This window comes from Collimonas sp. (genome assembly GCF_035566375.1).
Classification (GTDB): Bacteria; Pseudomonadota; Gammaproteobacteria; order Burkholderiales; family Burkholderiaceae_D; genus Collimonas.
The window spans coordinates 108,031-131,257 of the sequence record NZ_DATMRK010000046.1 but is presented as its reverse complement, the minus strand read 5'-3'; the positions used below and the strand labels follow the sequence as shown (position 1 = coordinate 131,257).

At 56.7% G+C, this 23,227-nt stretch carries 21 protein-coding genes; 16 read left to right on the top strand and 5 right to left on the bottom strand.

The genetic code is table 11. From position 1 onward, the window contains the following. Window positions 1-2: 2 nt before the first annotated feature. The 3 genes from VNZ60_RS14645 to gatC all read right to left on the bottom strand — a co-directional run bounded on the left by VNZ60_RS14645 (window position 3) and on the right by gatC (window position 2,434). Window positions 3-536: a hypothetical protein gene (locus VNZ60_RS14645; RefSeq protein ID WP_325660329.1), complete on the bottom strand. Its 534-nt coding sequence runs from the start codon at window positions 534-536 to the stop codon at window positions 3-5. 17 nt (window positions 537-553) lie between these two features. After that, a complete protein-coding gene (gene gatA / locus VNZ60_RS14640; RefSeq protein WP_325660327.1) occupies window positions 554-2,020 on the bottom strand; it encodes an Asp-tRNA(Asn)/Glu-tRNA(Gln) amidotransferase subunit GatA in 1,467 nt (488 codons plus the stop codon). Between the two features lie 111 nt (window positions 2,021-2,131). Beyond that, a complete protein-coding gene (gene gatC / locus VNZ60_RS14635) occupies window positions 2,132-2,434 on the bottom strand; it encodes an Asp-tRNA(Asn)/Glu-tRNA(Gln) amidotransferase subunit GatC (RefSeq protein WP_211461251.1) in 303 nt (100 codons plus the stop codon). Between the two features lie 247 nt (window positions 2,435-2,681). On the opposite strand from gatC, the gene VNZ60_RS14630 reads away from it, so the two are divergent. The 12 genes from VNZ60_RS14630 to VNZ60_RS14575 all read left to right on the top strand — a co-directional run bounded on the left by VNZ60_RS14630 (window position 2,682) and on the right by VNZ60_RS14575 (window position 15,470). Continuing rightward, on the top strand, window positions 2,682-3,725 hold the full coding sequence (locus VNZ60_RS14630; RefSeq protein WP_061534782.1) for a rod shape-determining protein: 1,044 nt from the start codon (window positions 2,682-2,684) through the stop codon (window positions 3,723-3,725). Between the two features lie 167 nt (window positions 3,726-3,892). Next, complete coding sequence (gene mreC / locus VNZ60_RS14625) at window positions 3,893-4,930, top strand: rod shape-determining protein MreC (protein WP_325660324.1); 1,038 nt, start codon at window positions 3,893-3,895, stop codon at window positions 4,928-4,930. After that, window positions 4,927-5,439, top strand: a complete 513-nt coding sequence (mreD, locus tag VNZ60_RS14620; RefSeq protein ID WP_325660323.1) for a rod shape-determining protein MreD — start codon at window positions 4,927-4,929, stop codon at window positions 5,437-5,439. Before mreC ends, mreD begins: the two co-directional genes overlap by 4 nt. Window positions 5,440-5,494: 55 nt before the next feature. Beyond that, entirely contained in the window at window positions 5,495-7,495 is a 2,001-nt protein-coding gene (gene mrdA / locus VNZ60_RS14615; protein WP_325660322.1) for a penicillin-binding protein 2, read from the top strand. A gap of 8 nt (window positions 7,496-7,503) precedes the next feature. Continuing rightward, window positions 7,504-8,616, top strand: a complete 1,113-nt coding sequence (gene rodA, locus VNZ60_RS14610; protein WP_325660320.1) for a rod shape-determining protein RodA — start codon at window positions 7,504-7,506, stop codon at window positions 8,614-8,616. Window positions 8,617-8,701: 85 nt separating this feature from the next. Then, a complete protein-coding gene (locus VNZ60_RS14605; protein WP_325660318.1) occupies window positions 8,702-9,808 on the top strand; it encodes a septal ring lytic transglycosylase RlpA family protein in 1,107 nt (368 codons plus the stop codon). 221 nt (window positions 9,809-10,029) lie between these two features. Continuing rightward, entirely contained in the window at window positions 10,030-10,887 is an 858-nt protein-coding gene (gene phnC / locus VNZ60_RS14600) for a phosphonate ABC transporter ATP-binding protein (protein ID WP_325660316.1), read from the top strand. 51 nt (window positions 10,888-10,938) lie between these two features. Further along, window positions 10,939-11,919 carry a phosphonate ABC transporter substrate-binding protein gene (phnD, locus tag VNZ60_RS14595; protein WP_325660314.1) on the top strand — a complete coding sequence of 327 codons (981 nt, stop codon included), beginning with the start codon at window positions 10,939-10,941 and terminating at the stop codon, window positions 11,917-11,919. A 3-nt stretch (window positions 11,920-11,922) separates the two neighbouring features. Next, window positions 11,923-12,726: a phosphonate ABC transporter, permease protein PhnE gene (gene phnE / locus VNZ60_RS14590; protein ID WP_325660312.1), complete on the top strand. Its 804-nt coding sequence runs from the start codon at window positions 11,923-11,925 to the stop codon at window positions 12,724-12,726. 196 nt (window positions 12,727-12,922) lie between these two features. Continuing rightward, window positions 12,923-13,774 (top strand): D-hexose-6-phosphate mutarotase, encoded by an 852-nt coding sequence (locus VNZ60_RS14585; protein WP_325660310.1) that lies wholly within the window; start codon window positions 12,923-12,925, stop codon window positions 13,772-13,774. 533 nt (window positions 13,775-14,307) lie between these two features. Next, window positions 14,308-14,718, top strand: a complete 411-nt coding sequence (locus tag VNZ60_RS14580; RefSeq protein ID WP_325660309.1) for a hypothetical protein — start codon at window positions 14,308-14,310, stop codon at window positions 14,716-14,718. Window positions 14,719-14,771: 53 nt separating this feature from the next. Beyond that, window positions 14,772-15,470 carry a hypothetical protein gene (locus tag VNZ60_RS14575; RefSeq protein WP_325660307.1) on the top strand — a complete coding sequence of 233 codons (699 nt, stop codon included), beginning with the start codon at window positions 14,772-14,774 and terminating at the stop codon, window positions 15,468-15,470. Between the two features lie 28 nt (window positions 15,471-15,498). Here VNZ60_RS14575 and fmt read toward each other — a convergent pair whose 3' ends face one another. Together fmt and def are read right to left on the bottom strand one after the other, a co-directional pair. Beyond that, window positions 15,499-16,452 carry a methionyl-tRNA formyltransferase gene (fmt, locus tag VNZ60_RS14570; protein ID WP_325660305.1) on the bottom strand — a complete coding sequence of 318 codons (954 nt, stop codon included), beginning with the start codon at window positions 16,450-16,452 and terminating at the stop codon, window positions 15,499-15,501. A 103-nt stretch (window positions 16,453-16,555) separates the two neighbouring features. Further along, complete coding sequence (def, locus tag VNZ60_RS14565) at window positions 16,556-17,086, bottom strand: peptide deformylase (protein WP_325660303.1); 531 nt, start codon at window positions 17,084-17,086, stop codon at window positions 16,556-16,558. Window positions 17,087-17,259: 173 nt separating this feature from the next. On the opposite strand from def, the gene VNZ60_RS14560 reads away from it, so the two are divergent. From VNZ60_RS14560 to VNZ60_RS14545, 4 genes are all read left to right on the top strand, one after another. Continuing rightward, window positions 17,260-18,324: a LysM peptidoglycan-binding domain-containing protein gene (locus VNZ60_RS14560; protein WP_414648845.1), complete on the top strand. Its 1,065-nt coding sequence runs from the start codon at window positions 17,260-17,262 to the stop codon at window positions 18,322-18,324. Window positions 18,325-18,345: 21 nt separating this feature from the next. Continuing rightward, window positions 18,346-19,542 (top strand): DNA-processing protein DprA, encoded by a 1,197-nt coding sequence (dprA, locus tag VNZ60_RS14555; protein ID WP_325660405.1) that lies wholly within the window; start codon window positions 18,346-18,348, stop codon window positions 19,540-19,542. A 173-nt stretch (window positions 19,543-19,715) separates the two neighbouring features. Beyond that, window positions 19,716-20,195, top strand: coding sequence for a Smg family protein (locus tag VNZ60_RS14550; protein WP_325660299.1), 480 nt, complete (start codon window positions 19,716-19,718; stop codon window positions 20,193-20,195). A 263-nt stretch (window positions 20,196-20,458) separates the two neighbouring features. After that, window positions 20,459-23,089: a DNA topoisomerase III gene (locus VNZ60_RS14545; RefSeq protein ID WP_325660297.1), complete on the top strand. Its 2,631-nt coding sequence runs from the start codon at window positions 20,459-20,461 to the stop codon at window positions 23,087-23,089. The last annotated feature ends 138 nt before the right edge of the window (window positions 23,090-23,227 follow it).

The following is a 23,227-nucleotide window of genomic DNA, read 5'->3' as shown; positions in this document are numbered from 1 at the left end:
CCTCATTTGTCTTGGTAACTACAGTCGCCGGTTTTGAGATTCACCGACAGCTCAGTAAAGTTTACTCTTGATCCGCATAATGCCGGGCAGCTTGGCAGAACGTGCAATTTGTCGCCATCGCGCTGCAGGCGGATGCTGCAATTCATGCCGTGATTGAAAAAATCGTAGCCGCGCTGCTGGCGCGCTGCGGCCGGATCTTTCAAGGTGATGCGCCAGTTGTCCTTCTGCCCATCCTGCCGCACCTCGGCCTGCGGTTCGTCGTAGGTGTCGATGCTGCATTCGAAACCATGAGTCGGCCGGTATTGCGCCGATTCCCAGCGCAGCGCCTCGATCTTGTCGCCATCCAGCTTGAACTCGCCGGTATCGCCGTAAATCACTTTTTCGCCGTTTTCATCGCGCGTCAGGGAGCAGCCGAATTTGGTCTGCAACTGTTGGGCCTGAACTGCTGGCGCCAACAACGCGGCGCTCAGGATCAAGCAGAGCGACGCCGCCAGCTTAGGGCGATGAGCGGGAAAAAAGCGCAAGATTGGTGGCATGGTTTGGCGAAGGCTTTTTAATCCGGGCTGCGCAAATGCCAGTCGGTGACGCGCTGATACTGATGCGCGACGTTGAGCAGCCTGGCTTCGTCATAATAATTGCCGATGATTTGCAGGCCGACCGGACGCCGTGCATTCTTCTCGCCCTGACCGAAGCCGCATGGTATCGACATGCCCGGCAAACCGGCCAGGCTGGTTGACAGCGTGTAGATGTCCGCCAGGTAGTTGGCGACCGGATCGTCTGCCTTGGCGCCCAGATCCCAGGCCACGGTCGGCGATACCGGCCCCATGATGACGTCGCACTGGCGGTTCGGGCCAGTCAACGCATTCTGAAAATCTTGCGCGATCAGGCGGCGGATTTTTTGCGCCTGCAGATAGTAGGCATCGTAATAACCGTGCGACAGCACGTACGCGCCGACCAGAATCCGCCGCTTCACTTCTTCGCCGAAACCTTCCGCGCGCGACTTCTTGTACATGTCGGCCAGGTCTTTGTAGTCGGCGGCGCGGTGGCCGTAACGGACACCGTCGAAGCGGCTCAGGTTGGACGACGCTTCGGCCGGTGCAATCACGTAATAGACCGGGATCGACAGCTCGGTTTTCGGCAGCGATATATCGACCAGCGTGGCGCCCAGTTTTTCATATTCCTGCAATGCGGCGCGCACTGCCTGCTCGACATCGGCGGACAGGCCGCTGCTGAAATACTCGCGTGGTATACCGATCCGCAGGCCTTTCAAGTCGTTGTTCAGATTGCCGCTGAAATCTTCTTTTTTGCGTTCCAGGCTGGTCGAATCGCGTGGATCGAAACCGGTCATGGCGTTCAGCAGCAGCGCGCAATCTTCCGCGGTCTGGGCAATCGGCCCCGCCTGGTCCAGCGACGAAGCGAAGGCGATCATGCCGTAGCGCGAGACGCTGCCGTAAGTCGGTTTGATGCCGGTGACGCCGCACAAGGAAGCCGGTTGGCGGATCGAGCCACCGGTGTCGGTGGCGGTAGCGGCTGGCGTCAGGCGTGCCGCCACGGCGGCGGCCGAACCGCCCGAGGAGCCGCCCGGAATTGCAGTTTTGTCCCAGGGATTCTTGACCGGGCCGAAGTGCGAATTTTCATTCGACGAACCCATCGCGAATTCATCGCAATTCAGTTTGCCCAGGGTCACCATGCCGGCGTTGTTGAAATGTTCCACAACGGTGGCGTCGAACGGGCTGATATAGTTTTCCAGCATCTTCGAGCCTGCGGTGGCGCGCCATCCGCGCGTCACGAAAATATCCTTGTGGGCGATCGGCACACCGGTCAGCGGCGTGCTGTCGTTTTGCGCCAGGCGCTGGTCGGCGGCGCGCGCCTGCTGCAGCGTCAACTCCTGATCGACATGCAAAAATGCATTCAGGTCGCTGTGCCCGATCCGCGCCAGATACAGTTGCGCCAGTTCCTCGGCCGAAATCTTCTTTTCGTGCAGTAACACCGACAGTTGCTTGAGAGTTTTGGTATGCATGAGAATTCTTAAATATTAACTTTGCGGGATCGCCCTGGCAGGCTTCGCCTCGCCTGGTTGCGACCAACATGCCGCGCATCGACTGCTTGCGCCAGCAAATAGTATGCCGATTTATTCGATTACTTTTGGCACCAGGTACAAACCATCTTCGGTAGCCGGCGCCACCTTTTGATATTCCTCGCGCCGGTTCGGCTCGGTTACCACATCGTCGCGCAAGCGCAAGGACAAGTCATGCTGAAGCGCCGCGATCGGGTGGCTCAGCGGTTCGATACCGGTGGTATCCACCGCCCGCATCTGCTCGACCAGCGAGAAAATGCCGTTCAGTTTATCGAGCGTGGAAACGGCCTGATCTTCGGTGAGTTCGAGGCGTGCTAAATTGGCAATGCGCTTAACGTCGGAAAGGGCTAATGACATAATTTTCGATCGCGCGCGGAGGCGCGGCTGCTAATGTGGTTGAAATGAAAACACTTTGCTTGCCGATAACTTCTCAGTTTTTTGTAAAAAGCAAGCATTTTGAGCGCTATACGCCCTAAGTTGAGTCAAATTATAAGGTAGAATGTTGCGTCCATGCGGCAGGTAATCGATCTTTACCATGCGCGGGATACTAGACACCCCCCTAAAAAACGTTTAAGCGCATCATTGTTGCGCATTGGAACAATTCATGTTTGGATTTTTACGCAGTTACTTTTCGAATGACCTGGCGATTGACCTGGGTACCGCGAATACGCTGATTTATGTGCGCGATCAAGGTATTGTCCTGGATGAGCCATCGGTTGTGGCGATCCGCCAGCAAGGCGGTCCTAACGGCAAGAAGACGATTCAAGCCGTTGGCAAGGAAGCAAAACAGATGCTGGGTAAAGTCCCTGGCAACATCGAAGCGATCCGGCCGATGAAGGACGGTGTGATTGCCGACTTTACCGTCACCGAGCAGATGCTCAAGCAATTCATCCGCATGGTGCACGACACCAAGCTGTTCAAACCTTCGCCACGCATCATCATCTGCGTACCTTGCGGCTCGACTCAGGTTGAGCGCCGCGCGATTCGCGAATCGGCGCTGGGCGCCGGCGCTTCCCAGGTGTTCCTGATCGAAGAGCCGATGGCAGCTGCAATCGGGGCCGGCCTGCCGGTGTCGGACGCAACCGGTTCGATGGTGGTCGATATCGGCGGCGGCACTACCGAAGTCGGCATCATCTCGCTAGGCGGCATGGTCTACAAAGGTTCGGTACGCGTCGGCGGCGACAAATTCGACGAAGCCATCGTCAACTACATCCGCCGCAACTACGGCATGCTGATCGGCGAACAGACCGCCGAGGCGATCAAGAAAGAAATCGGCTCCGCCTTCCCCGGTTCGGAAGTGCGCGAAATGGAAGTCAAGGGGCGCAACCTGTCGGAAGGCATTCCGCGCTCGTTCACCATCTCCAGCAACGAAATCCTGGAAGCCCTGACCGACCCGCTCAACAACATCGTTTCCGCCGTCAAGAACGCGCTGGAACAGACGCCGCCGGAACTCGGTGCGGACATTGCCGAAAAGGGCATGATGCTGACCGGCGGCGGCGCCTTGCTGCGCGATCTGGATCGCCTGCTGATGGAAGAAACCGGTTTGCCGGTGATCGTGGCCGAAGACCCGCTGACTTGCGTGGTGCGCGGTTCAGGCATGGCGCTGGAACGGATGGACAAGCTGGGCTCGATTTTTTCCTACGAGTAATCCAGACTGATGCGACGCTTGCCCCACCTCAGCATGTCGGTTTTGAGGTCGGGCAACGGCAACCGGGTCGGTGCATTAGTGCATGCGACCCGCTTTCGTATCTACGGTATCTGCATGGATGCACTTCTACCGTTTGTCACTGACCAATCCCAATCTGTCCATTACTGATGGAATACAGTCCACCACCCCTCTTTAAGCAAGGCGCTTCAGCCCGTGCCAAGGCGGTGATATGCACGCTGCTGGCGGCGGCGCTGCTGATTGCCGATTCACGCGTACATGCTTTGCTGCTGCTGCGGCAGGCGGTCGGCACCGCGCTTTATCCGTTGCAGATGGTGGCCTTGATGCCGCGCGACGCAAGCAATCGGGTCGCCGATTATTTTTCTTCGCTGTCGACGGTTGAGAAAGAAAACCAGGCTCTGCGCAGCCGGCAAGGCGAACGCGCCCAGCAATTGCAGCAGGCGCAACAGCTGGCCGCGGAAAATGCCCAGCTGCGCAAATTGCTGGGAGTCGCGCAGCGCTTGCCGGTGAAATCGGTGATGAGCGAAATCCTGTACGACGCGCGCGATCAGTTTGCCCGCAAAGTGATCATGGACCGCGGTTCGCAGCATGGCGTCGCCACCGGCCAGCCGGTGATCGACGACGCCGGCATCGTCGGCCAGGTGACGCGGGTGTTCCCGTTCACCTCCGAGGTGACGCTGCTGACCGACAAGGATCAGGCGATTCCGGTGCAGGTGCTGCGCAACGGCTTGCGCAGCGTGGCCTACGGCCGTGGCCAATCCGGCTATCTGGATTTGCGCTTCATGTCTTCCAACGCCGATATCAAGAAGGGCGACGTGCTGGTGACTTCCGGCATCGACGGCGTCTATCCGGCCGGGCTGTCGGTGGCCAAGGTGGTGCAGGTCGAAACCAAATCGGCCGATGCCTTTGCCCATATCGTCTGCGAGCCGATCGCCGGCATCGACCGCCATACCCAGCTGCTGATCCTGCTGGTCGATCCGAATCCGATCGCACGGCCGGATGACGAGGCGGCCGTCCCTAACAGCAAAGCCGACATACTCAGCAAACGCCGCTTGACCGAAAGCACCCGGGACAAGACCAGAGAAGCAGCGAAAGATAATGGGAAAGACAGCGGGAAAGAAGCAGTGAAAGAGAATAACCCTGACGCGGCGGCGCGCAAGAATCCGCAGGGAGCCGGTGTCCGATGATGCGTCCTCATTACATCCTGTTGCCAGCCAATCCGCTGTTCATTGCGATGACGCTGTTGCTGGCGTTTCTACTCAACTTGCTGCCTTGGGGGCAATGGCCGGGCGTGCCGGATTTCGTCGCCCTGGTGTTGGTGTTCTGGAGCATTCATCAGCCGCGCAAGATTGGCATCGGCATCGCCTTTTGCATGGGTTTGCTGATGGATGTGCACCAAGCCACGCTGCTTGGTCAGAATGCGCTGGCGTACACGCTGCTATCGTATTTTGCGATCATGATTCATCGCCGCGTGTTGTGGTTCTCGGTCGGCGTCCAGGCCTTGCATGTGCTGCCCTTGATGCTGTTGACGCAGTTGATACAGCTGGTGATCCGGATGTCTGTCAGCGGCAAGTTTCCCGGCTGGTTGTATTTTGCCGAGAGCTTTGTCTGTGTGGCTCTGTGGCCGATTGTCGTGTGGCTGTTGCTGGCGCCGCAACGCCGCGCGGTCGACCGCGATGACAATCGCCCAATTTAATTACTGCCGCCAGCGGCTGATGCTGCCCCGAAGCTAGTCCGAAGCTACACTACCAATGACCGAATTTAAAAACACCGAGCGCGAACTACGAAACTTCCGGTTGCGGATCACGGCAGCCGTGGCGTTTGTGCTGATCTGTTTCGGTTTGCTGAGCGCGCGCTTTATCTGGGTGCAAGTGGTGCGCCATGATGCTTATGCAGCGCAGGCCGAGGACAACCGGATTTCGCTGGTGCCGGTGGTGCCGAATCGCGGCCTGATTATGGACCGCAACGGTGTCATCCTGGCACGCAATTATTCTGCCTACACGCTGGAAATCACCCGCTCCAAAATCCGCGGCGATCTGGAAAGCGTGATCGACGAGCTGGCGCAGGTGGTCAGCATCACACCCAAAGACCGGCGCCGTTTCAAGAAACTGCTGGAAGACTCCAAGAGCTTTGCCAGCCTGCCGATCCGCACCCGCCTTACCGACGAAGAAGTAGCGCGTTTCACCGCGCAGCGTTATCGCTTCCCGGGGATCGATGTGCAAGCGCGCTTGTTCCGTCAATATCCCTTAGGCGAAGTGGCGGCGCATGTGATCGGCTATATCGGCCGCATCAACCAGAAAGACGCCGATCGGATCGATGACAGCGACGACGGCCCCAACTATAAAGGCACCAGCTATATCGGCAAGGATGGCCTGGAAAAGAGTTACGAGCAGCAGTTGCACGGCACTACCGGTTACGAAGAAATCGAGATCGCCGCCAGCGGCCGTGCGGTGCGCAGCATGTCGCATGTCTCTGCGGTGCCGGGCAACAACCTGATCCTGTCGGTCGATATCGAGTTGCAGAAAGTGGCGGAAGAAGCTTTCGGCGATCGCCGCGGCGCGCTGGTGGCGATCGAACCTGCCACCGGCGACGTGCTGGCGTATGTCTCGCAACCGTCGTTCGATCCCAACCTGTTTGTCGAAGGCATCGATCAGCAAAGCTGGGACGAGTTGAACAATTCGCCCGATCATCCATTGATCAATCGCCCGATGAACGGCACCTACGCGCCCGGCTCGACCTACAAACCGTTCATGGCGCTGGCGGCGCTGGAGCTGGGCAAGCGCACAACTTCTTTCGCCATCAACGATATCGGCTATTTCATGCTGGGCGGGCACCAGTTCCGCGACGACAAGGTGGGTGGCCACGGACGGGTCGATATGTACAAATCCATCGTTGAATCATGCGATACCTATTACTACATGCTGGCCAACGATCTGGGCCCGGACACCATCCACGATTTCATGAAGCCGTTCGGTTTCGGACAACTGACCGGCATTGATCTGGAGCACGAGCAGCGCGGCATATTGCCGTCGACCGACTGGAAGCGAAAATACTACAAACGCGTGGCAGCGCAGAAGTGGGTTGGCGGCGATACGATCTCGCTAGGCATCGGTCAGGGCTTCAACGCCTTTACCCCGCTGCAGATGGCGCATGCGGTAGCGACGTTGGTCAACGATGGGGTGGTGATGAAGCCGCATCTGGTCAAGATCATTGAAGACGGCACAACCCACACGCAAACGCAAACCGTGGCAAAGGAAAGTTACCGCATTCCGCTGAAGCAGGAAAATGTCGATTTCATCAAGAAGGCGATGGTGGGCGTGACGCGCGAAGGCACCGGCAGAGCAATATTTTCCGGCGCCGGTTATGAATCGGGCGGCAAGACCGGAACGGCCCAGGTGGTCGGCATCAAACAAGGCGAAAAATATGACAAAAGAAGGATTGGCACGCGCATGGCCGACAATGCCTGGTATGTCGGCTTTGCACCGGCCGACAAGCCGCGCATCGCAATTGCGGTGATTGTGGAAAATGGCGGCTGGGGTGCGTCGGCGGCGGCGCCGATTGTGCGCAAGGCGATGGATTACTACCTGCTTGGAAAACGGCCAGGCGTTGACGGTAAAGAAGCGGCAGCGGCGGCAGTTGCGCCTGAGCCGGCCGAAGACGCCGCAGCGCCGACCGAGCTTGACGCCAAACCTGGCGACAAATCTGAAGAGAGTTATAAACCCGGCGAAGTAACGACGGGCAATCGCGAGTAACCGGAACCATGAATCTGACCGACAAACATAGCGTGTGGCACAGCATCAAATCGCATATTGCGGTGTTTGACGGCGCCTTGTCGCTGATCATGTTCCTGATACTGTCGGTTGGCATCGTTACCTTGTATTCGGCCGGGATCGATTTCCCTGGACGCGTCGAAGATCAGCTGCGCAATATCCTGGTGGCGTTTGTCATCATGTGGGTGGCCGCCAATATTCCGCCGCAGACTTTGATGCGGTTTGCGATACCGGCCTATGCGCTGGGGGTGTCGCTGCTGATTGCGGTGGCGGTATTCGGCATCGTAAAAAAAGGTTCGCGGCGCTGGATCAACATCGGCATGGTGATCCAGCCTTCGGAAATCATGAAAATCGCCATGCCCTTGATGCTGGCCTGGTATTTTCAGAAGCGCGAAGGCATGATCACCTGGCGCGATTATGTGGTGGCGGCAGTGCTGCTGGTGTTGCCGGTCGGCTTGATTATCCGGCAACCGGATCTGGGTACCGGCACCCTGGTGCTGGCGGCGGGTTTTTATGTGATCTTCCTGGCGGGGTTATCGTGGCGCATCCTGATCGGCCTGGCGGTCGCCGTCGGCGCCAGCTTGCCGGTGGTGTGGTCGGTGCTGCACGATTATCAGCGGCAGCGGGTGATGATGCTGATCGATCCCACTTCAGACCCGCTCGGCAAAGGTTTCCATATCATCCAGTCAACCATCGCGGTCGGCTCCGGCGGGATTTTTGGCAAGGGTTGGCTGAAGGGCACGCAAGCCCATCTGGAATTTATCCCGGAACGCACCACCGACTTTATTTTTGCGGTATTTTCCGAGGAATTCGGCTTGATCGGCAACGGTGTCCTGTTGTTCCTGTACATGCTGCTGATCGGCCGCGGCATGATGATCGCGGTCAATGCGCCGACCATGTTTACGCGGTTGCTGGCCGGATCCATCACTTTGATTTTCTTTACTTATGCCTTCGTCAACATGGGCATGGTCAGTGGCATTTTGCCGGTGGTTGGCGTACCTTTGCCGTTCATGAGTTATGGCGGCACCGCGCTGGTTACGCTGGGGCTGGGCGCCGGCATATTGATGAGCATCCAGCGCCATCGCAAATTGATACAGACTTGATCAGGGTTGAACTTGTACGATAAAAGCCGAGTCCATTCATGCAATCATTTATGTTCAATCGTCATCCGATCGCCGGGGAGAATGCATGGTAGGTACGTCAATAGACAAGCACCGCTGCTACAAAGTTGTCGCATATTCCAGTGCCTTGTTGCTATCGCTGATCCTGGCTGGCTGCGGCACTTCGCCGAAAATATCTTCGACGCCGTCGGCGCCGGTCAAATCCGGTTCCAGCGCCAGCCGTGGCGTACCGGCGCTGCCGCCGGCAGGCTCCGGGCGCGGCGGCTACTACAAGGATGACGGACCGGGCGACGCCATTCCGGAAGGGCTGCTAGACACCCCTGATGCGGTTCCGGTGATTGAACCTTACTCGCGCACCGGTAACAAACCTTATGTCGTCTTTGGCAAGACCTATACCCCGCTGACCGACGATCAACCGTTTAAACAGCGCGGCGTCGGCAGCTGGTACGGCAAGAAATTCCATAAGCAAAAGACATCCTCCGGCGAGCTGTACGACATGTACAAGATGACCGCTGCGCATCCCACTTTGCCGATCCCCTCCTATGCCAGAGTAACCAATCTGAAAACCGGCGCACAGGTGATCGTGCGGGTCAATGACCGCGGGCCGTTCCACTCCAGCCGTATCATCGACCTGTCCTACACGGCGGCGCTGAAACTGGGTTATCTGGGCAGCGGCAGTGGCCAGCTGGAGGTAGAGCGTCTGCTACCGGCCGATATCGTTGCGCTTAACCAGCAGCGCGGCAGCACGCCGGCGCCGGCGCAAGTCCCAGTTTCTGCTCCGGCGTCGGCCGAACCGCTCAGGGATAACACCGCGTCTGCCGTAGTGACTACTGAAGCGGTGGATGTACCGGTGTTGACGGCGCAACCGTTGCTCGTCAGTCAATCCGCGCCGACGCCTGCACCTGGCGCAACTGCGGCAACCGACAACAACAATCAGCTGGCCGCCGGGTTTTACCTGCAGTTTGGCGCCTATGCACAAGCCGCCAATGCCGACGCCGCCCGCTCCCGTTTGATGCTGGAGTTGTCCGGCCTGGTGACTTCGCTCGACAGCATCGCGGTGAATGGCTTGTACCGTTTGTACGCTGGCCCGTACACCAGCCGCGCCGACGCCGACAGCATCTTGCAACAGATCCGGCAACGCTCCCGCGCTACGCCGATTATTGTGCAACGCTAGAACGCATCGGCGTTATCGATCCCGTCACATCTGCCACCGTTGCCTGGCAGAGTATCCCTCCCTCTGAAGCATTCGCGAGCCTGAAAAAAGCTTGTCAAACCAGGCTCGCCGGCCTTGTCCGGTTGCGCCCGCTGTAACCGAATGGTCACGGAAATTTCATACGCCTGACATATTTGACCGCAATACTTCGGCCATTCAAAAGCGCAATGGCGGTACATATCATGGTTGAAATCAAAGGTTTGTCAAAGACGTTCCGCGGCGGTTTCCGCGCCCTGGACAACGTCAGTCTGTGTTTCGCCCAAGGTGAAATGGTGGCTTTGATCGGCGCTTCAGGCTCCGGAAAATCGACTCTTTTGCGACATATTTCCGGACTGATGGCTGCAGATAACAGCGGCGGCACGATTTCCATCGATGGTCAGCCGGTACAGAAAGACGGCGTCGTCGATCGCCATATCCGTGCGGTGCGCGCCAATGTCGGTTTCGTCTTTCAGCAATTCAATCTGGTGGGGCGGCTGCCGGTATTGACCAATGTATTGACCGGCGGCCTGTCGCGCATGCCGCTCTGGCGCAGCTGTTTCAAACTGTTTACCGCCGAAGAAAAAGCACTGGGCCTGGAAGCGCTGGCGCGGGTCGGCATTTCCGAACACGCCTATAAACGCGCTTCCGCACTCTCCGGCGGCCAGCAGCAACGGGCTGCGATTGCCCGCACTATCGTGCAAAAGGCGCGCGTGGTCTTGGCCGACGAGCCGATCGCATCGCTCGATCCTGAATCGGCACGGCGCGTGATGCAAACCCTGGCCGATGTTAACCAGCGCGATCGCAGCACTGTCATCGTGTCGCTGCATCAAGTCGACGTCGCCTTGCGCTTTTGTCCGCGCACGGTGGCCCTGCACAAAGGCCGCGTGGTGTACGACGGCCCATCCAACGCGCTGACCGAGCCGATGCTGCGCGAGTTGTACGGCAGCGAGGCCGAAGACATCCTGGGCGGTTCCAATACATTGACGCGGCCGGCAGTCGCCGTGCCTATTCCTGTAGCGACTCCCTTCGACAACGTACCGGCGCTGGCCGCTGCGGCCTGAATCCACATCCAGTAATTGAACATCACCCCTATCCATCAGGAGAAGCACATCATGTTTGCAAAATTATTTTCCGGCGCTGCAATCGCCATGACGATGCTGGCGGCGACAGCTTCCGTGGCGCATGCCGACGAGACCAAGGTTTTAAACTTCGGCATCATCTCGACCGAATCGTCGCAAAATCTGAAACAAGACTGGCAGCCGGTGCTGGATGAAATGAGCAAACGCATCGGCATCAAGGTCACCGGCTTCTTTGCCTCCGACTATGCCGGCATCATCGAAGGCATGCGTTTCGGTAAAGTGCAGATGGGCTGGTTCGGTAACAAGTCGGCGATGGAAGCGGTCGACCGCGCCAGCGGCGAGGTGTTCGCGCACGTGGTCAACCCGGACGGCACATCCGGTTATTACAGCCTGGTCGGGGTACAGAAAGACAGCCCGAACAAGAGCATCGAAGACATCCTGAAAAATTCCAAGAGCCTGACCTTCGGCATCGGCGATCCGAATTCTACTTCCGGCTACTTGCTGCCGAACTACTACATTTTTGCCAAGAACAATGTCGATTCGAAGACCGCGTTTAAAGTGATCCGCACTTCGAATCACGAAGCCAACATCCTGGCCGTCGCCAACAAGCAGATCGATGCCGCGGTATTTGCTTCGGACACCATGGACCGTATCGAAGAGCGCCAGCCTGCCGTTGCCAAGGAAGTCCGGATCGTCTGGAAATCGCCGCTGATCGCTGCCGATCCGCTGGTATGGCGCAAGGATTTGCCGGCTGACACCAAGAACAAGATCAAGGACTTTTTCCTGAACTACGGCAAAACCGGCCCTAACGCCGCACAGGAAAAAGCGCAACTGGCAAAGCTGCAATACAGTGGTTTCGCAGCATCCAGCGATGCCCAGTTGAACCCTATCCGCCAGCTGGAACTGTTCAAGCAAAAAGGCAAGCTGGAAGCGGACGCCAACCTGAGCGCCGATGAAAAGAAAACCAAGCTGGACGATATCAACCGTAAGTTGTCCGACCTGGCCAAATCCTAAGCAATGACAAGTCCCGTATCTCTGAAAATGCAAACCGCGCTGCCTTTGCCGCCCAAGCAATCGATTGGCCGCACCTTGTTCTGGGGCGTGCTGCTGGCAGTCCTGATCGCATCGTGGAAAGGCGCCGACATGCGGCCGCTGGAGCTGCTGCGCGACGGCGGCAATATGGGCACTTACGCCGCCAGCTTTTTCCCGCCTGACTTTCACGAGTGGCGCACCTATCTGCAGGAATTGCTGGTGACCATACAGATCGCTGTCTGGGGTACTGCGCTGGCGGTGGTGTGCGCGGTGCCTTGCGGTTTGCTGGCGTCTTCCAATATCGCTCCGGCCTGGGTCAACCAGCCGGTGCGCCGTTTGATGGACGCCGCACGGGCGATCAATGAAATGGTGTTTGCGATGCTGTTCGTGGTGGCGGTCGGCCTGGGTCCGTTCGCCGGCGTGCTGGCCTTGTTCGTGGCTACTACCGGCACTTTATCCAAGCTGTTTTCGGAAGCAGTCGAAGCCATCGATCCGCAGCCGGTCGAAGGGATACGCGCTACCGGCGCCAATGCGCTGGAAGAAATCGTCTACGGTGTGTTGCCGCAAGTGATGCCGTTGTGGATCTCCTACGTGCTGTACCGCTTCGAAGCCAATGTCCGTTCGGCGACGGTAGTCGGCATGGTTGGCGCCGGCGGTATCGGCGTGATTCTGTGGGAAGTGATCCGCAGCTTCGAATACGCCCAGACTTGTGCGGTGCTGATCATGATTGTGGTCGCGGTCAGCGTGATCGATCTGGTTTCTTCGCGTTTGCGCAAGTTGTTTATTTAGGTAATCCGTTTCTGCTTTGATATCAATAGATGGCGCGACGCCTGTGCATTGCCGCAGGTCGGTCGCGCCATTTTTTTTGCGCGGAATTTTCGGCATTACGCAGCACGGGATCAGCATGGCGATTCCGGTTCCCAAGCCGGCATAAAACAAGCGGGTGCATAATATGCAGCTAAGGCCAGCCATAGGAGAAACGATTTTGCCAAACTCAGACAATCTGCAAGCAAGCAACGATTTCATCGGCGCCACTGCCGCCGACGGCGCCCGGGTGGAGGTGACGCTGCACGGCGGTCATGTCTGTTCCTGGCGCACGCCGGATGGCGTCGAGCGCTTGTTCATGAGCCCGCTGAATTCGTGGAGCAGCGATAGCGCAATCCGCGGCGGCGTCCCGGTGATTTTTCCGCAATTCGCCAGCGAAGGACCATTGCCGAAACACGGCTTTGCGCGCCTAAGCAGGTGGAGTTTGCTGGAGTCTTCGCGACAAACTGACGGCAGCGGATTGATTCGCCTCGGCCTGACCGATTCAGAACAAACCAGAGACGTATTTCCCCATGCGTTTGCGCTCGAGCTACGCATCAAATTTTCCGGCCAGACCCTGAATACCGAACTGGTGGTGACGAATAATGGCGATCAGCCTTTCGCATTCACCTGTGCCTTGCATACTTATCTGAATACACACATTGCCGATGCTGCTTTGTATGGCCTCAAGGGCTATCGCTATCGCGATTCTGTCGACAACCGCCGTATCAAGGTGGCGGATGAAGAAGTCCTGCATATCACCCACGAAGTCGACCGGGTTTATTTTGCAGTCGATAAACCGATTACCCTAGGCGGCCGCCAGCAAAGCCTGATCGCAACCCAGGCCGGGTTTGCCGATGCGGTGGTGTGGAATCCGTGGGAAAACGGTTGCGAAAAAATTGCCGATCTTAAGCTGGATTCTTATCAGCATTTTGTGTGTATTGAGGCCGTTACGGTTGAACACCCGGTCGCGCTGGCGCCGAACGCGAGCTGGAGCGGGTATCAAAATCTTGAGTGTGTCTTGATCGCTTGATTTTCTTCATGGCCTCCAAAATGATCTAAGCCTCTTATTTATTTTCCGCACACATTTTCTTGAGTCGCCGATTCCCATCCTGGATTTCTTTCATGCGACTACTCGACGAGGCATCCATGCAGCCGTATTTTCTGCGTCATTGTTAAACGAGGTAGACCTCACGTCGTGTTCTCGGCAAAGTTTCGGCTGGTACGTGCCGCTCACAATTGCTGCCTGTCTGAATTAGCCCGGTAAGCCGATGCTCAACGACGTGCTGAGTTTGATCGCGCGCGTCAGTGGATGCCTCCGCCGTAGGATTGATGGCGATCTCGGTTCGAAGACGATTTGGCGAGAATACTGCGCGGACTAGGTGTTGTCGACGATGAGATCAGTTGTACGTAATCGGATGATGGACGATATGTCAACTATCAATAATGGCAGCTTGTTCTATGCATATGTTTCAGCTATCTTAAATTGTTGTTAATAAGTTAATAAATAACATCCTATAAATCACTTCACTTGTAGCTCGATTACTTAAAGATAGAGGTTTGTATATGAAATTAAAGTCTATAGGGAGAAAGTTAATCTCGCCGCTATCAGTAATTTTAGCGACATCAATTCCAATGTCGAGCGCTTTGGCTTTAGGAATTGTGAGTCGCTCTTGTGCTCCGGCTGGCGCGCAAGAAAGTATCAGTGTGGATTGGGGGTTTAAAAAAAATCTCTTATGGACAGCTTCTTCCCATTATAGAAATGGGGCAATTCTGCACACCACAAATACCGTCAACAATGCCGGTTCTCAAAATGGCTGGGAATATACCTGGCGATCTTATGCGGGACACTTTGGTTCGGAATTTTGGTATGGCTCAGTTGTAGGTCATCACTGGAGGAACGATTCTGGATTTATTTCTTTTCTGGGAAACAGCTATGCGAGTGATTGTAATTTGAGGCAATGGGGTACTCGGTGATAGGTTTTATCGACAATCCAAAAAACAATATATCTATAGGAAGGAAACCGAACATGTCGAAATTAAGCTTAATCGCTTTTGTTCTCTTGGCGCTCAATATGAACACTATTTTTGCCGCTGAGAATGATAGTGTTTCGCCACTTTACAATGCGCAGGGGGGGCCTATGCCGCAGATGGAAGTGGGGAAAGTAAAAAATATATCGAAGAGAAAACTGTCGTCTGGTGTGAGGCAGTTGGTGGATGAAGATATGAACAAAATGCGGGGCGGTTATGCAGAAATATCAGACGAGGCATTTATCTACAGAGACACCTACCGCGATCGCCTGCGTAACGAAGATGAAATAAAACCAAACTTACGAATAACGCTGGCTGACATCAAAAATACTGAATTAAAAGAATACGCTTATGAGGGGATTATTCCTGACGGCCCTACGGTAGCAGGACCGTGGACTAGCGTCATCCGTGTCTTCAAGCGGCAAGACGGTGTGCTCCTCATGCTCAGCGAGTGGGACTACGTGGCAGATGGTGGCGGCATAGTCACTGTAAGCGAACTGATGAATGTCAAAGTCAAAGGCGCACCTGCAATGCTATCGATAAAAAAATCTCCCTCGGGAAATGTGATGACAGAATTGGCTTGGGCAACCAAAAAGAAATACTTCACCATCACTGTTTGGGATGACATCGGATCGCAACAGAATGCCAAGAAATATGATGAAGCTTGGCTGTTAAATTTAGCTAAAACGCTTCCCTGATTTCATCTTGGTTTTGACAGCGTGGCGTTTAGTCGAAGCGTCCGCCTTGCATAGGGAACGCTTTCAGGAATTCAGCCGCCGGCAGACGTTTGCCGCCCGGCTTTTGTAATTCCGTGATACGCAAGGCGCCACTGCCGCAGGCCACGATCACGCCGTCTTGCGGATCGGCGCTGATGATGGTTCCTGGCGCGTGTTTGCCGTCAGTATTGATTACCTGTGCCTGCCACAACTTCAAAGTGACTCCACCGAACACGGCGGCGGCGGCAGGGAACGGGTTGAATGCACGTATCTTGCGCTCCAGCACAGCGGCTGGCAGCGTGAAATCGAGGGCCGCTTCTTCCTTGCTGATCTTGGCGGCGTAGGTGACGCCTTGTTCTGGCTGCGGTGTTGCCGGCAACGCCTTCTGTTCCAACTTGCGCAGTGCTTCGACGATCATTTCACCACCGAGTTTTGCCATCTTGTCATGCAGCGTGCCGGTGGTGTCGTCGGCGCCGATTGCCATTTTCTCGACCAGCAGCATCGCTCCCGTATCCAGCCCCTGATCCATTTGCATGATGGTGATGCCGGTCTCATTGTCGCCGGCTTCAATCGCGCGATGTATGGGGGCGGCGCCACGCCAGCGCGGCAGCAGGGAGCCGTGGATGTTGAGGCAGCCGAGCGGCGCGATGTTCAAGACGCTGAGCGGCAGGATCAGGCCGTAGGCGGCCACCACCATGACGTCGTGCGGGGTTGCTTGCAATAGGTCATGGGCTTGCCTGGCTACGTCCGGGTATTTGCCGTCCAGCCGCAGCGATACCGGTTGCGCTACCGGTATCTGATGGTCCAGCGCGAATTGTTTGACCGGCGATGCATGCAGTTGCATACCGCGGCCGGCCGGCCGATCGGGCTGGGTCAATACCAGTGGAATCTGGTGACCGGCCTCGTGCAAGGCTTTGAGCGCCACGGCGGCGAATTCCGGGGTGCCGGCGAAGATGATTTTCATGGGAGCTATAGTCTCGGATGGCGGCCAAAATAATTGCGGGACAAATTCAAGAATCGCCAGGTTGGCGCTTCTTGCACTTTGTCCCGCAACATGGAAAAGATGTTTATCTTGTAGCGTATTGCTTGTCGCGCTTCAGTTCACGCTCTTCCTTGAGCATCTTGGCCTTGATCCGGTTGCGCTTCAACGGCGACAGATATTCAACGAATACCTTGCCCTTCAAGTGATCCATCTCATGCTGGATACAGACCGCCAGCAAGCCATCGGCGTCGACTTCAAACGGTTTGCCGTCGGCATCCAGGGCGCGCACCTTGACGCGCGCCGGGCGTTCGACGCCGTCATAGACGCCGGGTACCGAGAGGCAGCCTTCGTCGTAAATCTGTTTTTCTTCACTGGCCCAGAGAATCTGCGGATTGATGAAAACCCGCAGGTCGGTGCCGGCATCGGAGGTGTCGATCACGACCAGCTGTTCGTGGACATCGACTTGCGAAGCAGCCAGGCCGACGCCGGGCGCTTCGTACATGGTTTCCGCCATATCTGCGATCAATTTTTTCAAGCGAGTGTCAAAAACTGTCACTGGCTTGGCAATTTTGTGCAAACGGGCGTCAGGATAACGCAGGATATTTAATAAGGACATACAAGATTGCGTAACAATTTAGGCGGTTTGGAAGGGGTTTTCTCTTGCTAGTTCAATCGATTATGGGCAAAATTTGATTCACTATGGCAAGTTTTTTGCTTTGCCTCGATCAAGCCATGGCGACGAAACCAGGATGTAGGCGCCAATTTAACGCAGTATCCACTGGAAAGAATATGAAAAAGTTTAGCACAGCTGCACTCCTTCTTGCTTTAAGTGCCGGATTTGGCAGCATGGCTCATGCTCAGGCGGTCAAGCCTGCGCGTTGCGAATTTCTAGCCAACGCCCCGGATCAGCACGTTGTAGTGCGTGGCGATACGCTGTGGGGAATTTCCGGACAGTTCCTGCAACATCCTTGGTGCTGGCCGCAAGTATGGGGCTTGAACCAGGACCAGATTCGTAATCCGCACTGGATTTATCCGGGACAGATCGTTTATTTCGATCGCGTTAACGGCCGCCTGCGTCTCGGAAATTCTGCCGGCGAACCGGGTGTGGTGAAATTGTCACCGCAGACACGGGTGCAAGGCATAGGACGCGATGCGATCACTGCCATTTCCGCCGACGCCATCGGCCCTTTCCTGTCACAACCGTTGATCATCGAAGATGACGATTTGAACACTGCGCCACATATCGTGGGGGTCCAGGATGGCCATCTGAACCTGGGCAAGGGCGATAAAGCCTATGTGCGCGGCGATCTGACGGACGCTACCGCATTCCAGGTATTCCGTCCTGGCAACCCGCTCAGGGATCCGGACACCGGCAAGGTCATCGCCAATGAAGCACTGTATCTCGGCAGCCTGAAGCTGGAGCGCAAAGGCAGCACGCCTGACGAGGCGGCGACATTCAGCGTGGTCGACACCAAGGAAGAGATGCAAGTCGGCGATCGCATCATTCCACGGCCAGTTGAGCCGATCATGAATTATGTGCCGCATGCACCGGCCAGCAACGTCAACGCCCGCGTAGTCTCGGTCTACGGCGGTGTGGCAACCGCGGCGCAGAACCAGATCCTGACCGTCAATCGCGGCAAGGCTGACAATATCGATGTCGGTACGGTGCTGCAGTTGTACAGCCTCGGAAAAGTAGTTAAGGATCCGGCCGATCACAACAATAAGGTCAAGCTGCCGGATGAACAATACGGTACTGTGTTCATTTTCCGCGTGTTCAACCATATTTCGTATGGCCTGATCATGGAAGTCCGGAATCCGGTCGATATCGGCGATATCGCCAGATCGCCAGAATAGAGGTACGCGCTGTTAATAAAGATAATCGTCCATGACGATGGTGGCGAGCTGAACCGCCACCATGCCGCAAACGATAGCGCCGAACTGGCAGCTTGGCTGCGCCTGGAGCAGACTGCAGGCGTCGGCGCGGAAACCGCGCGTCGCTTGCTGCTTGCCTTCGGTTTACCGGAAAATATTTTCTCGTCCTCTTTCTCTGCCTTGCACAAGGTGGTGCCTGAGCGCATTGCCTATGCCTTGCTGGCGGCGCCGTCGGATGCGCTTCAGGCACTGATCGCGCGCACGCTGGAATGGCTGCAGTTACCTGGCAATCAGTTATTTACCCTGGCCGACAGCGCCTATCCGCAAGCCTTGCTGGATATACCCGATCCACCGCTGCTGTTGTATGTGAAGGGGCGCGCTGAACTGTTGGCGCGGCCGGCCATGGCCGTAGTCGGCAGCCGCAACGCTACCGTGCAGGGTATTGCCAATGCCGATCGTTTTGCTGAAATCCTCAGCCAGCGCGGCCTGACCATCATCTCCGGCATGGCTTTGGGGGTAGACGCCGCCGCTCATCAAGGCGCGTTGCGCGGCGCCGCCGGCAATCCTGAAGGCGGCAGTACGGTGGCGGTGATCGGCACCGGAGCCGACATTGTTTACCCGGCGCGCAATCGCGCGCTGGCGCATCAGATTGCCGAGGCCGGTTGCCTCGTCAGTGAGTACCCGCTTGGCATGCCCGGCATCGCCGCCAATTTCCCGCGTCGCAACCGCATCATTTCCGGCCTGGCGCGTGGTGTGCTGGTGGTCGAGGCGGCGGCGCAATCGGGTTCGTTGATCACCGCCAGGATGGCGGCAGAGCAGGGCCGCGACGTCTTCGCGATTCCCGGTTCGATTCACTCGCCGCTGTCGAAAGGCTGCCATCAACTGATCAAGCAGGGCGCCAAGCTGGTGGAGTCGGCACAGGATATTCTGGAAGAACTGGGTGCTTTGCGTGCGGGCGCCTCATGTTCGGCGATCAAGGCTACAGCCCCGGCAGCGCAGCATGAGGCGCCCGCTGTCGAGGTCGCCGGCGCCGGCAATCAAGAGCTGCTTGCCATACTCGGGTATGATCCGGTCAGCTTCGATGCGCTGGCGGCGCGCAGCGGCAGTAACGCCGCTAGCCTGAGCGGCCAGTTGCTTGAGCTTGAACTGGCGGGCCTGATCGAGGTTTTACCAGGTGGGATTTATCGTCGTATCGGCTGAATATCGGCTAAATATCGGCGGATATAGCCCGCGCCGATAACGATGGTATTTTGCCATTTTTGGCGGCTTTGCATAAATCCTGCGATACTTGTATACGTATATGGTGTAGCAGGAGTCACTGTTGCCGCTGCACTTTACTTGTTTTACCCTTACCTTAGCGATACAGTAGAACCATGTTTGAAGTCCTTGTTTATCTGTATGAAACTTATTATCGGCCCGACGCCTGTCCTGAACCGGAGGCTTTGGTCAAGAAGCTGTCGGCGATCGGCTTTGAAGATGACGAAATCGCCAAGGCGCTCGGCTGGCTGACGGATCTGGCGGAAACCAATCACGAATTCGCCGATAAATATCCGCAGCAAACCGCTTTTTCTTTTGGCATCCGCATCTACGCGCAGCAAGAGATCGACGTGCTGGGCATTGCTGCGATTGGTTTCATCCAGTTTCTGGAATCGGCCAAGATGCTCAACCCGGTGCAACGCGAGATTGTCATTGCGCGCGCGTTGACCGTCAGCGAGACTCCGGTCCCGCTCGACAAACTCAAGGTGATCGTATTGATGGTGCTATGGAGCCAGGGCAAGGAGCCGGATGGCTTGATGTTCGACGAGCTGTTTCTCGACGAAGACGACGATCCTGAGCCGCGCCAGCTGCACTAATCGCCATTTACACCTGCTGCATGCTGGCCAGACCAAGGTCTTGCTGCTTGCGATTTTTCCAACAACCCGCTTATCATTGGCCGCAATATGCGGCGCCGGCTGCGAAATTTGCTGGAGTTACCTGCTGCTACGAATTTTCTGTTAAGAGTTTACTGCTATATTACGGGTGATTTCCAGCGGGCAACTAAATTTCCAGACTGCCGCTTGCGTGCAAAAGCAAAAACATGCGCTGAGATAATGCGCGCTACTTTCGAGACAACACTATGAGCAAGACCCTCATCATTGCTGAGAAACCTTCTGTCGCGAACGACATCGCGAAGACGCTCGGCGGCTTCACCAAGCACGATGAGTACTTTGAATCCGACGAATACGTTCTGTCATCGGCGGTCGGCCACCTGCTGGAAATCGCCGTTCCCGAGGAATACGATGTCAAGCGCGGCAAATGGACTTTCACCCATCTGCCGATGATCCCGCCGCATTTCGCGCTGAACCCGATTGCCAAGACCGAGTCGCGCCTCAAGGTGCTCAACAAGCTGATCAAGCGCAAAGACGTGACAGCCCTGATCAACGCCTGTGACGCCGGGCGAGAAGGCGAGCTGATTTTCCGCCTGATCGCGCAATATACAAAAGCCAAGCAACCGGTCAAGCGGCTCTGGCTGCAATCGATGACGCCGGGCGCGATACGCGACGGCTTCACTCACTTGCGCGAAGACAAGGACATGCTGCCGCTGGCCGACGCCGCCCGCTGTCGCAGCGAAGCGGACTGGCTGATCGGCATCAACGGCACGCGCGCAATGACCGCCTTTAATTCGAAAGAAGGCGGCTTCTATTTGACCACCGTCGGCCGGGTGCAGACGCCGACCTTGTCGATCGTGGTCGAGCGTGAAGAGAAGATCAAGAAATTCGTGCCGCGCGATTTCTGGGAAGTGCGTGCCGATTTCGTCTGTGCTGCCGGTATCTACGAAGGCCGCTGGCTCGATACCGCGCACAAGAAGGATGAAAACGATCCGGAAAAACGTGCTGAACGCCTGTGGAGCAAGGCTGCCGCCGAATCCATCGTTGCCGCCTGCCGCGGCAAGCTGGGCGCGGTGCGTGAAGAATCGAAGCCGACCACCTCAATGGCGCCGGCGCTGTTCGACCTGACCAGCCTGCAGCGTGAAGCCAACTCGCGTTTTGGCTTCTCCGCCAAGAACACGCTCGGACTGGCGCAAGCGCTGTACGAAAAGCACAAGGTGCTGACCTATCCGCGTACCGATTCGCGTCACCTGCCGGAAGATTACCTGAGCACCGTCAAGCAGGCGCTGGAAACGGTATCCGAGAACAATAATTACCAGCAGTTCGCTGCGCAAATCCTGAACAAAGGCTGGGTCAAACCGAACAAGCGGATCTTCGACAACACCAAGATCAGCGATCACTTTGCGATCATTCCTACCACGCAAGCGCCGAAGAATCTGTCGGAGCCGGAACAGAAGCTATACGACCTGGTGACACGCCGTTTCATGGCAGTATTTTTCCCGGCCGCAGAGTTCCAGGTCACCACCCGCTACACTGAAGTGTCAGGCCATCAGTTCAAGACTGAAGGCAAGGTCATGACGAATCCGGGCTGGCTGGCGATCTATGGCAAGGAAGCTGCCGATGACAAGGATCCGGAAAACAGCGGTACGCTGGTCGCCGTGGCCAAGGATGAAAAGGTCAAGACCGACAAGATTACCGCCAACGGCCTGGTCACCAAACCACCCGCGCGCTACACCGAAGCGACCTTGTTGTCGGCCATGGAAGGCGCCGGCAAATTGCTGGACGACGGCGACCTGCGCGAAGCGATGGCCGGCAAAGGTCTCGGCACGCCAGCGACACGGGCCGCGATCATCGAAGGTTTGCTGAACGAAAAATACCTGCTGCGCGAAGGCCGGGAAATGATGCCGACCGCCAAGGCGTTCCAGCTGATGACCTTGCTGCATGGTCTCGGCGTGGATGAATTGACCGAACCTGAACTGACCGGCGAGTGGGAACACAAGCTGTCGCAAATCGAGCGCGGCACCATCAGCCGTGAAGAGTTCATGCGCGAAATCGCGCAACTGACCCAGATCATCGTCAAGCGCGCCAAGGAATACGATAACGACACCATCCCTGGCGACTATGCCACCTTGCTGGCGCCGTGCCCGAATTGCGGCAGCGTGGTCAAGGAAAACTATCGCCGCTTCGCCTGCACCAAATGCGAATTCTCGATGAGCAAGACGCCGGGCAGCCGTCAGTTCGAAATTCCTGAAGTCGAAGAATTGCTGACCAAACGCACCATCGGCCCGCTGCAAGGCTTCCGCTCGAAGATGGGCCGGCCGTTTGCCGCGATCCTGAAAATCAGCCGCGATGAAGAGATCAAGAACTTCAAGCTGGAATTCGACTTCGGCCAGAACGACGGCGAAGGCGAAGATGGCGAGGGGGTTGATTTCACCGGCCAGACCGCACTTGGGCCATGTCCGAAATGCGCCGGCGGCGTGTATGAAATGGGCCTGGCCTATGTCTGCGAAAATTCTGTAGCGAAACCGAAGACTTGCGATTTCCGCAGCGGTCGCATCATCCTCCAGCAAGAAATCCTGCCGGAGCAAATGGTCAAGCTGCTCAACGACGGCAAGACCGATTTGTTGCCGGGCTTTATTTCGCAGCGCACGCGCCGTCCGTTCAAGGCCTTCCTGGTCAAGGGCAAGGATGGCAAGGTCAGCTTCGAGTTTGAAGAACGCAAAGCCAAGGCGCCGGCCAAGGGCAAGGCAAAAGCAGCTGCGGTCGAAGCGGAAGACGGCGAGGCAACAGCGGTGGCAGCGAAGAAACCGGCAGCCAAGAAACCGGCGGCAAAAAAGGCTGCGCCCAAAAGAGTAGTCGCCAAGCGCAAAGCCGCATAAGCATCAATCTGCAGCAGAAAAAACCGCTCACAACGAGCGGTTTTTTTATTGGCGTGAAAACAGTACAGGCCACTGGCTCGGTGACTTTGCCGGGCCACGGCTCACCGCGCTTTCGGCTACACTTCCTGGCAAGTAACG

Excerpts from the sequence above, each read along its gene's own strand:
- VNZ60_RS14645 (WP_325660329.1), bottom strand. The coding sequence starts at position 536 with ATGCCACCAATCTTGCGCTTTTTTCCCGCTCATCGCCCTAAGCTGGCG.
- gatA (WP_325660327.1), bottom strand. The coding sequence starts at position 2,020 with ATGCATACCAAAACTCTCAAGCAACTGTCGGTGTTACTGCACGAAAAG.
- gatC (WP_211461251.1), bottom strand. The coding sequence starts at position 2,434 with ATGTCATTAGCCCTTTCCGACGTTAAGCGCATTGCCAATTTAGCACGC.
- VNZ60_RS14630 (WP_061534782.1), top strand. The coding sequence starts at position 2,682 with ATGTTTGGATTTTTACGCAGTTACTTTTCGAATGACCTGGCGATTGAC.
- mreC (WP_325660324.1), top strand. The coding sequence starts at position 3,893 with ATGGAATACAGTCCACCACCCCTCTTTAAGCAAGGCGCTTCAGCCCGT.
- mreD (WP_325660323.1), top strand. The coding sequence starts at position 4,927 with ATGATGCGTCCTCATTACATCCTGTTGCCAGCCAATCCGCTGTTCATT.
- mrdA (WP_325660322.1), top strand. The coding sequence starts at position 5,495 with ATGACCGAATTTAAAAACACCGAGCGCGAACTACGAAACTTCCGGTTG.
- rodA (WP_325660320.1), top strand. The coding sequence starts at position 7,504 with ATGAATCTGACCGACAAACATAGCGTGTGGCACAGCATCAAATCGCAT.
- VNZ60_RS14605 (WP_325660318.1), top strand. The coding sequence starts at position 8,702 with ATGGTAGGTACGTCAATAGACAAGCACCGCTGCTACAAAGTTGTCGCA.
- phnC (WP_325660316.1), top strand. The coding sequence starts at position 10,030 with ATGGTTGAAATCAAAGGTTTGTCAAAGACGTTCCGCGGCGGTTTCCGC.
- phnD (WP_325660314.1), top strand. The coding sequence starts at position 10,939 with ATGTTTGCAAAATTATTTTCCGGCGCTGCAATCGCCATGACGATGCTG.
- phnE (WP_325660312.1), top strand. The coding sequence starts at position 11,923 with ATGACAAGTCCCGTATCTCTGAAAATGCAAACCGCGCTGCCTTTGCCG.
- VNZ60_RS14580 (WP_325660309.1), top strand. The coding sequence starts at position 14,308 with ATGAAATTAAAGTCTATAGGGAGAAAGTTAATCTCGCCGCTATCAGTA.
- VNZ60_RS14575 (WP_325660307.1), top strand. The coding sequence starts at position 14,772 with ATGTCGAAATTAAGCTTAATCGCTTTTGTTCTCTTGGCGCTCAATATG.
- fmt (WP_325660305.1), bottom strand. The coding sequence starts at position 16,452 with ATGAAAATCATCTTCGCCGGCACCCCGGAATTCGCCGCCGTGGCGCTC.
- def (WP_325660303.1), bottom strand. The coding sequence starts at position 17,086 with ATGTCCTTATTAAATATCCTGCGTTATCCTGACGCCCGTTTGCACAAA.
- VNZ60_RS14560 (WP_414648845.1), top strand. The coding sequence starts at position 17,260 with ATGAAAAAGTTTAGCACAGCTGCACTCCTTCTTGCTTTAAGTGCCGGA.
- VNZ60_RS14550 (WP_325660299.1), top strand. The coding sequence starts at position 19,716 with ATGTTTGAAGTCCTTGTTTATCTGTATGAAACTTATTATCGGCCCGAC.
- VNZ60_RS14545 (WP_325660297.1), top strand. The coding sequence starts at position 20,459 with ATGAGCAAGACCCTCATCATTGCTGAGAAACCTTCTGTCGCGAACGAC.